12 protein-coding genes are annotated in these 12,192 nt (G+C 67.2%); 5 read left to right on the plus strand and 7 right to left on the minus strand.

Annotated elements, in window-relative coordinates:
• Nucleotides 1-2 precede the first annotated feature (2 nt).
• Together modA and ACSQ1X_RS19250 are read right to left on the minus strand one after the other, a co-directional pair.
• Nucleotides 3-818 carry a molybdate ABC transporter substrate-binding protein gene (gene modA / locus ACSQ1X_RS19245; RefSeq protein ID WP_436058879.1) on the minus strand — a complete coding sequence of 272 codons (816 nt, stop codon included), beginning with the start codon at nucleotides 816-818 and terminating at the stop codon, nucleotides 3-5.
• Complete coding sequence (locus ACSQ1X_RS19250; RefSeq protein WP_436058880.1) at nucleotides 815-1,225, minus strand: TOBE domain-containing protein; 411 nt, start codon at nucleotides 1,223-1,225, stop codon at nucleotides 815-817. The genes modA and ACSQ1X_RS19250 overlap by 4 nt, the downstream gene beginning before the upstream one ends.
• A gap of 190 nt (nucleotides 1,226-1,415) precedes the next feature.
• Between ACSQ1X_RS19250 and ACSQ1X_RS19255 the strand changes: the two genes are divergently transcribed.
• Nucleotides 1,416-2,750, plus strand: coding sequence for an FAD-binding oxidoreductase (locus ACSQ1X_RS19255; protein WP_436058881.1), 1,335 nt, complete (start codon nucleotides 1,416-1,418; stop codon nucleotides 2,748-2,750).
• A 12-nt stretch (nucleotides 2,751-2,762) separates the two neighbouring features.
• Here the strand turns inward: ACSQ1X_RS19255 and ACSQ1X_RS19260 are convergent, their stop codons facing one another.
• Complete coding sequence (locus tag ACSQ1X_RS19260) at nucleotides 2,763-4,442, minus strand: DUF222 domain-containing protein (RefSeq protein WP_436058882.1); 1,680 nt, start codon at nucleotides 4,440-4,442, stop codon at nucleotides 2,763-2,765.
• Between the two features lie 85 nt (nucleotides 4,443-4,527).
• Here ACSQ1X_RS19260 and ACSQ1X_RS19265 point away from each other — a divergent pair, with 85 nt between their 5' ends.
• The gene (locus tag ACSQ1X_RS19265) at nucleotides 4,528-5,415 is read left to right on the plus strand and encodes a DUF4031 domain-containing protein (protein ID WP_436058883.1); all 888 of its coding nucleotides are present in this window, start codon (nucleotides 4,528-4,530) and stop codon (nucleotides 5,413-5,415) included.
• Nucleotides 5,412-6,164, plus strand: coding sequence for a 2-phosphosulfolactate phosphatase (locus ACSQ1X_RS19270; RefSeq protein ID WP_436058884.1), 753 nt, complete (start codon nucleotides 5,412-5,414; stop codon nucleotides 6,162-6,164). The genes ACSQ1X_RS19265 and ACSQ1X_RS19270 overlap by 4 nt, the downstream gene beginning before the upstream one ends.
• A 27-nt stretch (nucleotides 6,165-6,191) precedes the next feature.
• On the opposite strand, the gene ACSQ1X_RS19275 is transcribed toward ACSQ1X_RS19270, so the two are convergent.
• Together ACSQ1X_RS19275 and ACSQ1X_RS19280 are read right to left on the minus strand one after the other, a co-directional pair.
• Nucleotides 6,192-6,593, minus strand: a complete 402-nt coding sequence (locus tag ACSQ1X_RS19275) for a YccF domain-containing protein (RefSeq protein WP_436058885.1) — start codon at nucleotides 6,591-6,593, stop codon at nucleotides 6,192-6,194.
• 79 nt (nucleotides 6,594-6,672) lie between these two features.
• Nucleotides 6,673-8,067, minus strand: a complete 1,395-nt coding sequence (locus tag ACSQ1X_RS19280; RefSeq protein WP_436058886.1) for a TrkH family potassium uptake protein — start codon at nucleotides 8,065-8,067, stop codon at nucleotides 6,673-6,675.
• A 237-nt stretch (nucleotides 8,068-8,304) separates the two neighbouring features.
• Between ACSQ1X_RS19280 and ACSQ1X_RS19285 the strand changes: the two genes are divergently transcribed.
• Nucleotides 8,305-9,321: a magnesium and cobalt transport protein CorA gene (locus ACSQ1X_RS19285; RefSeq protein WP_436058887.1), complete on the plus strand. Its 1,017-nt coding sequence runs from the start codon at nucleotides 8,305-8,307 to the stop codon at nucleotides 9,319-9,321.
• A complete protein-coding gene (locus tag ACSQ1X_RS19290; protein WP_436058888.1) occupies nucleotides 9,312-10,427 on the plus strand; it encodes a serine hydrolase domain-containing protein in 1,116 nt (371 codons plus the stop codon). The genes ACSQ1X_RS19285 and ACSQ1X_RS19290 overlap by 10 nt, the downstream gene beginning before the upstream one ends.
• Before the next feature lie 9 nt (nucleotides 10,428-10,436).
• Here the strand turns inward: ACSQ1X_RS19290 and ACSQ1X_RS19295 are convergent, their stop codons facing one another.
• Nucleotides 10,437-10,982: a YceI family protein gene (locus tag ACSQ1X_RS19295; protein ID WP_436058889.1), complete on the minus strand. Its 546-nt coding sequence runs from the start codon at nucleotides 10,980-10,982 to the stop codon at nucleotides 10,437-10,439.
• Between the two features lie 82 nt (nucleotides 10,983-11,064).
• Nucleotides 11,065-12,156 (minus strand): LLM class flavin-dependent oxidoreductase, encoded by a 1,092-nt coding sequence (locus tag ACSQ1X_RS19300; RefSeq protein ID WP_436058890.1) that lies wholly within the window; start codon nucleotides 12,154-12,156, stop codon nucleotides 11,065-11,067.
• Between the last annotated feature and the right edge of the window lie 36 nt (nucleotides 12,157-12,192).

Raw genomic sequence — 12,192 nt, forward strand, 5'->3', positions numbered from 1 at the left:
CCTTACGGTGCTCCGAAACCGGCGTCGGCGAGGGTCTTCCTGCCTTCGGCACCGGTCACCAGGGCGATGAAGGCGGCGGCAAGTTCCTTGTTCCTGCTCGAGCCTACTGTGGCGATGGGATACGTATTGACGGCCTTGCCGGCTTCCGGGAAGGGGATGCCCTTGACCTTGTCGCCAGCGCCGTTCACGTCCGTGACGTACACCAGGCCGGCGTCGGCCTCACCGGAGGCCACCTTGCCCAGCACGTCCGTGACTGATGATTCCTCGCTGACTGGAGACAGGGTTACGCCGGCCGCCTTTTCCACGGTGTCCGATGCTGCCCCGCACGGGACCTGGCTGGCGCAGACAACCACCTTGACTCCCGGCCTGGCGAGGTCGGCGAAGGCCGCGATCGACGCCGGATTGGAGGGTGGGACGGCGATCTGCAGGACGTTCGTGGCGAAGTTCGTTTCCGCCCCCTCGAGGAGTCCGGCGTCGGCAAGCTTGGCCATGTTCCTGGTGTCCGCCGAAGCAAACACGTCTGCGGGCGCACCTTGGGAGATCTGCGTGGCCAGGTCCGAGGAACCGGCGAAGCTGAGCGTCACCTTGCTGCCTGGGTTCTTCGCTTCAAAGTCACTGGCGAGCTTGCTGAACGTGGCCTTAAGCGAGGCAGCGGCAAAAACGGTGACTGTCCCCGAGGGTTGCCCGGCCGCCGCCGAGGACCCTGCGCCCGCAGGGCCGGTCGACGTTGACGCTGGCGGACCGCAGGCCGCCAGTCCGGCGGTGAGGAGCGCGGCTGCTGCCGCCAGCGCGGTGATGCGCGGATTCCAGGACTTCACACGATGCTCTTTCCCTGCGGCGTTTCAATGATCACGGTGGTGGCCTTGACGACGGCCGTGGCAACGGACCCGAGCTCCAGGCCCAGCTCCCTGACAGCTTCGCTGCTCATCAGCGACACCACCCGGAACGGCCCGCACTGCAGTTCGACCTGGGCCATGACCTTGTCCGCTGTGATTCCGGTGACCAGGCCAACGAACCGGTTGCGGGCCGAACTGCCCACCCGGGTGGGATCCTCCGGAAGCTGCGCCTGTTCGCGGGCCAGGGTGGCAAGCTCGAACCCGTCAACGGCCAGGCGGCCCGAGTCGTCCTTCACCGGGGTGAGGCTCCCGTTCTCGGTCCAGCGGCGGACGGTGTCGTCGCTGACGCCCAGGAACCTTGCCGCTTCTGCGATTCGAATGGTTGGCATTTGTTCAGAATAACCTCATTTGCGGATAATTAGTCCATATTTGCCCGCAGATACTGATGCCAGGGGTTTTGTCCCTCGAGCCGACGATCCTTGCCGAAGGCATTGGCTGGCGTGAACCATAGCCCCGCAGCCAGCAGCGGCAGTACGATTTTTCGTGGGGGCGGAGCCGCCAGCGCCAAGGAGCGTTGCCATGAAATGGATCAGGCCTGACAGTCCGGACTACGACGAATCCCGGAAACTTTTCAACGCGATGATCGACCGTCGCCCGGCCGTGATCGCCCAATGCGGAACCCCCGGCGAGGTGGCCGAGGCGTTGAAGCATGCACGCGACAACGAGCTGGCCGTGGCTGTCCGCGCAGGCGGGCACTCCGTGGCCGGGATGTCCATGAACGACGGCGGCCTGGTGGTGGACGTGCGGCCCATGAAATCGGTCAGTGTGGATCCGGAGAACCGCACCGTCACGGCCGGCGCCGGCCTCACCTGCGGCGAGTTTGACCGGGCTACGCAGGAATACGGCCTCGCCCTGACCGGAGGGCGCGTCTCCACCACAGGGCTGGCCGGCTTCACGCTTGGAGGCGGCTCCGGCTGGCTGGAACGGGCCTTCGGCTTTGCCTGCGACCATCTGATTTCGGTGGACCTGGTCACCGCCGCCGGCGAACTGGTGACTGCCAGCGCCAGCGAGAACCCCGAACTGTTCTGGGCCCTGCACGGCGGGGGCGGAAACTTCGGCGTGGCCACATCCTTCACGTTCGGACTGCACGAACTAGGTCCGAAAGTACACGCCGGCCTGATGATCTGGCCCGGGGAGGCTGCCACCGAAGTCAGCCGCGGATACCGGGAGCTTGCCCTCGCCGCGCCCAACGAGGAATGCGCAACCCTGCTCTATTTCACCGCTCCGCCCGAGCCGTTCATGCCCCCGGAGATGGTGGGAAAGATGGCCCTTGGCGTGGTGTACATCTACGCCGGCGATGCCGGTGAAGGCGCTGAGCGAGCCAAGCCGTACCGGGCGCTCAACCCGGCGGTGGATCTGGTGGAGGATACCAATTACGCCGATTTCCAATGCTCCCTGGATGACCCTCCAGGCCTGTACAACTACTGGAGCGCCGACTACCACAACGAACTTTCCGACGACGCCCTGGACATCGTTATCGATTCGGCGCGCAAGCTGCCCGGCCAGCACTCCCAGCAGCTGATTGCACACTGGGGAGGCGCGGTGGGCGGACCGGCCGCGGCGGCCACGCCGCTGATGAACCGCAACGTGAGCTGGGTCAGTCACCCGTTCGGCCTGGGCGAGACACCGCAGGAGGGTGACGAAGCCAAGGCATGGGTGAAGGATTTCCGCCACGACATTGCGCCCTACGCCACCGGCGGGGTGTGGTTGAACTTCATCGGCGACGAAGGCCAGGCCCGGGTCCGCGCCGCATTCGGGGATGAGAACTTCGACAGGATGTCCCGGGTGAAACGGGAATTCGATCCCGACAACGTGTTCCGCGGCAACCAGAACATCCCGCCCGCCCCAGAGTAGGGCGTGCAATTTTCAACATCTGAAGTAGTTGTTTCTTCGCGGGACCTGTCGTGGGTCGATGTGGGGTGGCGGGATGAACCAGGGCACCCCGGTTTTGACGTGGATCTGCCACTGTTCCTTGTGGATCATGTGGTGGTGATGGCTGCAGAGCAGGGCGCCGTTGTCTGTGCTGGTGGTTCCGCCGTGTGACCAGTAGGTGATGTGGTGGGCTTCGCACCACGGGGCGGGGATGGTGCAGCCCGGGAAGGCGCAGCCCTGGTCGCGGGCGGTGAGGGCTTTGCGGATGTGGGGCGGGAACACCCGGGTGGTGCGGCCGATGTCCAGGATCCTGCCCTGGCTGCCGAGGAGGACGGGGATGATGTCCGCGTCGCAGGCGATCTTCCGGACGGTGGCCGCGGTGACGGGACCGGTGAACGTGAAGGAGCCCGTGCCCGGGATGCCGTGTTCGAGTTTGTCGAGGAGGTCGCGGTAGTCGATGGTGACCATGACCTGGGGCCGGAGTCCGCCCGCTGCGGGGAGCGCCCCGGTGGTCAGGGCTGTTTTGCAGGCGCTGACGAGGCCGTCGAGGAGCTGCTGCGGGCGGGTCCGCTGGTCCAGGTCCGGTTCCAAGTCCTGCTCTGCGCCGCTGTCGGCGCCTGGTTGGGTGCGGGGGTTGGTGGCCGTGTTCATCGCCGTAAGCAGGTGTTCCGTTTGCTCCGTGGTGGCCAGGATTTCCATCCGCTGGAGTCCGTGGCGGGGCTGGCGGAGGAACACACCCTGGCGGTGCCGGAGTTCGGCTTCGGTGGGTTCGGTGCCGTCCTGGTCGATCGCGTCCGTCCACTGCCGGGCGACCCGGGCGACGAAGTCGGTGTCCTGCTCTGCCGCGGCGCGGGTCAGGGCGTGTTCCATCCTGGCGGTGGTGTTTTCGGTGGCGTGGTGGCGGACCCGGTCCAACGCCAGGGTGATGATGGTCGCGGACCTAGTGCCCACGGACCCGGACGCCACGGCCTCGGCGAGCTCGGGCCGATCCGGTGGTTGGGGGTGGCCGGTGATCCCGGGCCTCGGCAGGACCGCCTCGGCCAGTGCCAGCCGGCGGCGGGCTTCACCGGCACCGATCCGCAACCTCGCGCGGAGGAACTCTGTGGTGTTCCGGCACCCGTCATCGGCCGGATCCGGTTCCCGGGTCGCAGGAGCTGCAGTTCCCGCGGGCGCCTCTGCAGCCGGATCGCTTGCAGCCGGGTCACTCCCTGCATCCGCCGGGCTGGTGACCCAGCCGATGGGCCCGTGCACCGCTGTCGCTTCGCCCCATCCGGTGGTCCAGCCAACCGCGGCACCCGAGCCGGCCCTCGCAGAACCCGCAGCAGCCGAGGCCTCGTGCCGGGTCCGGTCCACAGCCCCGGCGGCGACCACCTGCAGGTATTCCATGGTCCGGGCGATTTCCTCGACGTTCGCCGCGAAGTCGGCAGCCTCCCGGAAGCCCATCACCCCGGCGGCCTCGGCCGCCGTCGAACTGGCACGTTTGAGCAGCTCAAGGCTCCGGGGAAGATCGCCGGACCCGCCGCCGTCGGACGCCAACACCTGAGAAGGCTGCAGACCGGCGGGGACACTGCGCAGGCCCGGAACGGAAGCGGGCCGGACAGCAGAAGCGGCGGCGGGCAGTGCCGCCCACCGCAACGCCCCTCCTCCTTCTGCGAGTTCCCCCAAGACCTCCATGGGACAACTCTGCCAAAGGGGTCCGACAAAAAGGCCCTGTCCTGCAGAGGAATCCACTGGCACCCGCGGCACTAGAATTTTCCCCATGGCCGTTTACTTGGATCCGCCGCTCTGGCCAGCCCACGGAACCCACTTTTCGCACTTGATCTCGGACACGTCCCTTGACGAACTGCACCGTTTCGCCGAGGCCGCCGGCATTCCGGAACGCGCGTTCGACGGCGACCATTACGACGTCTCCGAGGCCCGGTACGGGGCCCTCGTGGAGGCCGGCGCCGTCCCCGTGGAGGCGCGGGTCCTAGTCCGAAAACTGATCGCCTGCGGGCTCCGCATCCCGGCCCGCGAGCGCGGCAAGGCGCTCAAGCTGCCGCTGCTGAACCGCTGGAACGCCGTGCTGCCAGGCCACGACGCCCTCTTCCTGGACCTCCTGGACCGCTGGGGCGAGGAGCACCGGAAGTACCACGGCCGCACCCACCTCCTCTCAGTCCTCGAAGCCCTGGACCTGCTCACCGAGCCGGCAGACCCTCCCCGCACCGTGGTCCTCGCCGCCTGGTTCCACGACGCCGTATACCGCGGGATCGCCGGCCAGGACGAGGAGGAGTCGGCGAGGCTGGCAGAGGACAGGCTCCTGCACGCCGGGCTGTCCGAGGACGAAGCGTACGAGGTGGGGCGGCTGGTCCGGCTCACTGCCGACCACCGCCCGGAGGCAGGGGACGACGACGGCGCCCTCCTCTGCGATGCGGACCTGTCCGTTCTCGGCGGCGAACCCAAGGCCTACGGCCGCTACCTCAGCGCCGTCCGGGAAGACTTCGCGCACATCGGCGACGCCGACTTCGCCGCCGGACGCGCCGCCGTCGTGCGTCATTTGCTGGAGCTGGATCCGCTGTTCAACACGGCCCGCGGCCGTGAGCTCTGGCAGGATTCCGCGCGGCGCAACCTCAACGGCGAGCTCAACCCCGCAGCCTGGCCCGCGTGAGCGAGGTTCAGGCCGCGCACCGGCAGCTGCCGTTCACGGTCCGCTTCGAATGGGGGCTCGACGGCGCCATGGCCGTGGCGCCCGGGGCCGAACTGGCCGTGGTGGTGGACGTCCTGTGTTTCACCACGTGCGTGAGCGTCGCCGTAGAGCGTGGCGCCGAGGTGTTTCCCTACCACTGGAAGGACGGCACGGCAGCCGGTTTCGCGGCGGAACAGCAGGCGGTGCTTGCCGGACGACGCGGCGGCAAAGGGGTCAGCCTCTCCCCCGCCAGCCTGCGCTCCGCGTCAACGCTGGACAGGGTGGTGCTTCCTTCACCGAACGGATCGGCGTTGGCCCATTCCCTGGCGGGCGCGGTGCCGCGCGTCGCCGCAGTGTGCCTCCGGAACGCCCGCGCCACGGCCGACTGGGCCGCCCGGCACCTGCCCCCGGCCGCCGTGATCGCCGTTATTGCAGCCGGTGAAAAATGGCCCGACGGCGGACTCCGGCCCGCGCTCGAGGACCAGCTGGGCGCAGGTGCTTTCCTGGCGGCACTTCCCGGGCATCGCCGGGCCGGGTTCTCCCCCGAAGCCGGGTGGGCCATGGACGCGTTCACCGCTGCGGAACCGCGGCTCGGTGACACGCTGCTGGAATGCTCCAGCGGGCGCGAGCTCGTTTTCGGCGGTTACCAGGAGGACGTGGAGATCGCTGCGGAGCTGAACCGGAGCACCGCCGTCGCACTTCTCGACGACGGCGCGTTCCGCCGGGCCTGAGCGCTCGCCCGTAGGCGGCCGCCGGCCTTAGCGGTAGCTGGTGACGAACGGCCGGTCGGTGGGCACGATCTGCTTGCCGAGGGGCATCAGCGAGACGGGTATGAGCTTCAGGTTCGCGATGGCCAGCGGGATTCCGATGATGGTGATGGCCATGGCGAACGCCGTCACCACATGGCCGATCGCGATCCAGATCCCTGCCACCACCAGCCAGATCACATTGCCCAGGAGCGAGAACACTCCGTTGCCGCCCGGCTTGTCCACCATCATCCGGCCGAAGGGCCATAGCGTGTAGGAGGCAATCCGGAAGGACGCGATGCCCCACGGAATGGTCACGATGAGCAGGCAGCAGATGATGCCCGCGAAGAAGTACCCCAGCGCCAGCCAGAGTCCGCCGCATACCAGCCAAATGATGTTGAGCAATGTCTTCATACGGCCATTCTCCCCCGCTCGCGCCTGATCGGGCGTCGGGGATTGCCCTGATCCGGCCCTGAATTAGCGGCCGCCCGCATCAGCCGATGATCGGCCGCTCTTCGGGCAAATGGTAGAGCCGCGGATGCGCGGAGAGGGCCAGGGCCGAAGCCACAGTGATGGTGCCGATGCGGCCGACGAACATGAGGGCCATCAGCACCCACTGCGCGCTGACCGGCAAGTGATAGGTGATGCCGGTGCTCACCCCCACCGTGGCGAAGGCGGAGATGGATTCAAAGAGCACCTTTTCGAGGCTGTAGTCGGTGAACAGCAGCAGCAGCAGCGTTCCCGCAATGACGGCGGCGACGCCCAGCAACGCAACAGAGAGCGCCTGGCGCTGCGCCGAGGAACTAATGGAGCGGTGGGCGATGGTGACCTGTTCGCGGCCGCGGACCTCGTTCCAGATGGCGAATCCCAGGATGAGGAACGTGGTGATCTTGATGCCGCCCGCCGTCCCCGCACTCCCGCCGCCAATGAACATCAGGATGTTGGTGACCATCAGGGTCTCCGGTGTGGCAGCCCCGTAATCGATGCTGTTGAAACCTGCGGTCCGGGGAAACACGCTGCCGGCCAGCGCCCCGAGGAACTTCCCGCCGGTGGAGAGCGGCCCCAGGGTTTCGGGCCTGTTCCATTCGAAGGCCGCGAAGAGCACGAAGCCTGCCGCCAGAAGCAGCAGGGTGCCGTAGACGGTCAGCCGGACGTGCACTGTCCAGTCCCTGATCCGGAACCCGTCCCGCATCAGGGCAATGATCACGGGAAACCCCAGCCCGCCGGCCACCACGGCTGCGCAGACGGGGACAATGATCCAGGGATCTTCGGCCAGCCCGATGAGGTTGTCACTGTAGAGGGAGAAGCCGGCATTGTTGAAGGCGGATACAGCGTGGAAGATGCCGTGCCAGAGTGCCGTGGCAGGGTTGGCGTCGTAACCGATCCAGAACCGGAGCGTCAGGACCGCTGCCGTGCAGCCTTCCAGTGTGGCCATGATCTTGGCGACCCGCACCAGCACGGAGCGCACATCACCAAAATTCAGGGTGTGGGTTTCGGACTGCGCCACGAGCTGCCCGCGGAGGCCGAGGTTCTTGCGGACCAGCAGGGCGAGCAGCGTTGCCAGCGTCATGATGCCAAAGCCGCCCACCTGGATCATCCCGAGGATCACCGCCTGGCCGAAGGGCGTCCAGAACGTGGCAGTGTCCACGGTGATCAGGCCGGTCACGCAGACGGCCGAGACCGAAGTGAACAGGGCCGGCATCCCGACGTCGGAGTCCGTGGGGTAGTGCGAGGCGGGAAGCAGGAGCAGCCCGGCCCCGATCATGATGACGGCGAGGAACGCCACCGGCACCGACCTGACCGGATGCAGGAGCAGGCGCCTGATGCGGCTGTCCTTCGTCCGAATGTCCGCGGGCACTTTTGCCGGCCCCCTCAGCGGTACGGCCATGGGACGTCCTCTCATCGGCGGGCATACGAAGGGCTTCAGGCACCGCGATAACAACCGTGCCCATAGTTCGACGCATCACGGAGCGTAGCACCGCGTGATTCCGGCATAACCCGGTCTTTACGAAATCCTTACGCGGCCCTTCCCGGCCACGCAGCGGCGCAGGCGCATACTGTTGGCAGCGTCCCGGCAAAGGGCTAACGTCACAGCCAAGGGGCGGTCCGCAGAAGGAGGCGCAGCGTGACCATCATTGACAACGCCGTCTACGTAAATGGCCGCCGGACCACCGACCCGGAGGGGCTTGAGGAGACCTACTTCCTGCTGCGGCAGCGCGAGGGGATGGCCTGGATCGGCCTCTACCGGCCGGACGCGCCGGAGCTGCGTTCCGTGGCAGACGAGTTCGACCTCAGCCACCTGGCGGTGGAGGACGCCCTGACCGGCCACCAGCGGGCAAAACTTGAGCACTACGGCGAGATCCTGTTCCTGGTGTTGCGCCCGGCGCGCTATCTCGACGACGTCGAAAAGGTCGAGTTCGGCGAGATCCACGTTTTTGTGGGAACGGATTTTGTGGTCACCGTCCGCCATGCTGAGTCACCGGACCTGGCCCGCGTCCGCCGACGCATGGAAGCCCAGCCCGAGTTCCTGGCGCTGGGTCCGGACGCCGTGCTGTACGCCATCCTGGACCAAGTTGTGGATGAATACGAGCCGGTGGCTGCCGGCCTGGAAAACGACATCGACGAAATCGAGGACGACCTCTTCAGCGGCGACCCGGACGTCTCGCGCCGGATTTATGAGCTCTCCCGCCAGGTCATCATGTTCCAGCGCGGAACCAGCCCCCTGGCGGGAATCCTGCAGGCCCTCCTCTCCGGAACGGCCGAACATCGGCCCGGCCCCGAGCTTCAGGACCACCTCCGTGACGTCCTGGACCACGTGCTGCGGCTGGGCGAACGGACCGCCTCTTTCCGGGCCCTGCTGCAGAACGCGCTCACCGTCAACGCCGCGCTGGTGGCGCAGCGGCAGAACGACGAAATGCGGCGCCTGACCGAATCCAGCTTCGCGCAGAGCGAGCAGGTCAAACGCATCTCCTCCTGGGCCGCCATTCTCTTCGCCCCCACCCTGGTGGGCACCATCTACGGGATGAATTTCCGCACCATGCCCGAGCTCGACTGGATCTTCGGCTACCCCATGGCGCTGGGCCTGATGGCGGCCATGGGCGTGGCCCTCTACGTCGCGTTCAAGCACAACAAATGGATCTGACAGCGGTCCGGGCAGCACTGGCGGACACAGCCCGGAGAGCCCGCGTTCCGGGAATGTCACTAGCTGTCGTGTCGCGGGACCGGGTGCTCCATACCGGCGGCACTGGTTTCGCGGACCTTGAGGGCCATGCCCCCGCGACGGCGGATACGGTCTATCCCTGGTTTTCCATGACGAAGCCGGTGACCGCCACCGCCGCCCTGCGGCTCTCCGACCAGGGGCTCCTGGACCTGCACGCACCCGTGCCCGAATACCTGCCCTGGCTGCGCGCCCCCGGCCCGGCCCAACCAACCGTGTGGCAGCTGCTCAGCCATTCCGCGGGGCTGGGCAATCCGCTGCCCGTGACGTGGATCCACCCGGCGGATGCACCGGGACCGGAGCAGGAGCAGATGCTGCGGAAACTGTTGGCCCGGCGCCGGGCGTTCCGCCACCGCCTTGGTGGCACCGGGCATTACTCGAACGTCGGCTACCTTGTGGCGGCCCAGATCATCAGCCAGGTCTCCGGTGAGCCGTTTCCGAGCTACGTCCGGCGCGAGATCCTTGCTCCGCTGGGCATGGATTCAACCGGTTTCGCCTACCTGCCAGGACACTCCGCGGCTATAGGCTATGTCCGTATCCCCCGCCCGCTCACCCCGGCGCTCGCGGCAATCCTTCCACCAGGAACACTGGGGGCAAGGCACGGCGGATACTCCGCGCTCAACCCGTTCCTGGTTGACGGCGCGGGCTACGGAGGCCTGGTAGGAAGCGTGTTGGACGCAGCAGCGTTCGCCCGGTTGCACCTCAATGACGGGCTGGCTGTTCCGCCGGGAACCGCCGGCGCTCCCGCTGTCCCGCAGGGGCACCGCATCCTTCAGGAGCCCACGGCGCGGGCGATGCGCGACATCCGCGTCAAAGGAAAGCAGTTCGACCACTCCGCGGGCTGGTTCCGGAAGCACACGAAGGGGCCGCACGGATCCTATGTGGAGCACTTCGGCACCGGGCTGGGGTTTTGGAACATCATGCGCCTTTACCCGGAGCGGGGCAGGGCAATCGTGCTCATGTCCAACAGCTCCACGAGCTACGACTACGCCACCTTGTTTTCCCTGATCCTCCGCGTGCCGTGGACCTGAGTCCCGCGACTATGCCTGCTTGACCAGGGCTGCGTCGACGTTGATTTTGACCTTGTCGCTGACCAGCACGCCGCCGGCTTCGAGGACCGCATTCCACGTCAGCCCAAACTCCTTGCGGCTGATTTCTGCCTCTGCGCTGAAGCCTGCCCGGGTGGCACCGAACGGATCAACCGCCACACCGGTGAACTCCACTTCGAGCTCCACGGGCTTGGTGACGCCGCGAATGGTGAGGTCGCCGGTGACGGTATAGTCCTCGCCGTCACCCTCGATGCCCGTTGCCCGGAAAGTCATCTCCGGGAACTGCTCGACGTCGAAAAAGTCCGCGCCGCGGACGTGGGCGTCGCGGTTGGCATCGCCCGAGTCGAAGCTCGCCGTTTTCACGGTGGCGTGCAGGCTGGACGCCGACAGGGACGGGCCCACGTGCGCCTCCGCGGAAGCGTCGGTGAAGCGGCCGCGGACTTTGCTGATGCCGGCATGGCGGACGGTGAACCCGATTTCGCTGTGGGACATATCAAGGGTCCAGATGCCGGGGGTAATACCTTGGGGCAGAGTCACAACGGGTCTCCTTCGACTCGGGTGGCGGGCCTGGCCCGCCGGTTCTTCGGGGTGGTCCCCAGCTGAATGCTAGCGAAGAGCATTAGCCACGGCTAGCCTCAGCACCGGGCGCCTCAGTCGCTGGCACAGCCTCAGCCACAGCCGCAGGCCATTTCGGCTCCCAGCCAATGGCAGGGGCGACGTGCCGGGCAATGTTGCCGAGCAGCTTGGCGTTGAAGTCCACGCCCAGCTGGTTCGGGACGGTGAGGAGGACGGTGTCGGCAGCCTGCACCGCGGCGTCCGCCGCAAGCTCTTCGGCGATGGCGTCGGGCTCGCCCACGTAGCTCTTGCCGAACCTCGCCACCAGTCCGTCAATGATCCCCACCTGGTCCCGCTTTTCCCGAAGGGCGCTGAGCCCGAAGTACCGGCGGTCCTCGTCGTCCACTATCGGCAGCACGCTCCTGCTGACTGAAACCCGGGGCGTGTGCTGGTGGCCGGCGCCGGCCCAGGCGCTGCGGAACATGCTGATCTGCTCGGCTTGAAGCTCGTCGAACGGCACGCCGGTGTCTTCGGTCAGCAGTGTGGAACTCATTAGGTTCATGCCCTGTTCCGCAGTCCAGACGGCGGTGGCGCGGGATCCGGCGCCCCACCAGATCCTGCGGGCCAGATCCGGCGAGTTCGGCTGGACCGGCAATTTGCCGGGTCCGCCGCCGAACCGGGGATCCCCGTCTGCCACGCCGGCGCCGGTGATGGCATGGCGGAACAACGCGGTGTGCCGGCGTGCCATGTCCGCGGGGCTCTCGCCGTCGGCCGGAACATGGCCGAACACTGCGGCGCCGTCCCGTGCCGGCTCGGGTGAGCCGCGGCTGACGCCCAGCTGCAGCCTGCCGCCGCTGATCAGGTCCGTGGCGGACGCTTCCTCCGCCATGTACAGCGGGTTTTCGTACCGCATGTCGATCACGCCGGTGCCCATTTCAATCCGGCTGGTGCGGGCGGCGATGGCTGCCAGCAGCGGGAACGGGGAGGCCTGCTGCCGGGCAAAGTGATGCACCCGGAAGTACGCGCCGTCGATACCCAGCTCCTCGGCGGCCACGGCCAGCTCGATGCCTTGCAGCAGGGCGTCCCGGGCCGTGCGGGTGCGCGACCCCTCGACGTTGCCCCAGTGGCCGAAGGAAAGGAATCCGATGCGCTTCATGACTGCGGCAACAAGAAGCCGTCACTCTTCATTCCG

Source organism: Arthrobacter sp. LjRoot78 (assembly GCF_964254335.1).
Lineage (GTDB): Bacteria > Actinomycetota > Actinomycetes > Actinomycetales > Micrococcaceae > Arthrobacter.

Bases quoted from the DNA above. Each gene is read 5' to 3' on its own strand.
- ACSQ1X_RS19290 (WP_436058888.1), top strand. From the start codon at position 9,312: ATGGATCTGACAGCGGTCCGGGCAGCACTGGCGGACACAGCCCGGAGA.
- ACSQ1X_RS19255 (WP_436058881.1), top strand. From the start codon at position 1,416: ATGAAATGGATCAGGCCTGACAGTCCGGACTACGACGAATCCCGGAAA.
- ACSQ1X_RS19260 (WP_436058882.1), bottom strand. From the start codon at position 4,442: ATGGAGGTCTTGGGGGAACTCGCAGAAGGAGGAGGGGCGTTGCGGTGG.
- ACSQ1X_RS19280 (WP_436058886.1), bottom strand. From the start codon at position 8,067: ATGGCCGTACCGCTGAGGGGGCCGGCAAAAGTGCCCGCGGACATTCGG.
- ACSQ1X_RS19300 (WP_436058890.1), bottom strand. From the start codon at position 12,156: ATGAAGCGCATCGGATTCCTTTCCTTCGGCCACTGGGGCAACGTCGAG.
- ACSQ1X_RS19275 (WP_436058885.1), bottom strand. From the start codon at position 6,593: ATGAAGACATTGCTCAACATCATTTGGCTGGTATGCGGCGGACTCTGG.
- ACSQ1X_RS19250 (WP_436058880.1), bottom strand. From the start codon at position 1,225: ATGCCAACCATTCGAATCGCAGAAGCGGCAAGGTTCCTGGGCGTCAGC.
- ACSQ1X_RS19265 (WP_436058883.1), top strand. From the start codon at position 4,528: ATGGCCGTTTACTTGGATCCGCCGCTCTGGCCAGCCCACGGAACCCAC.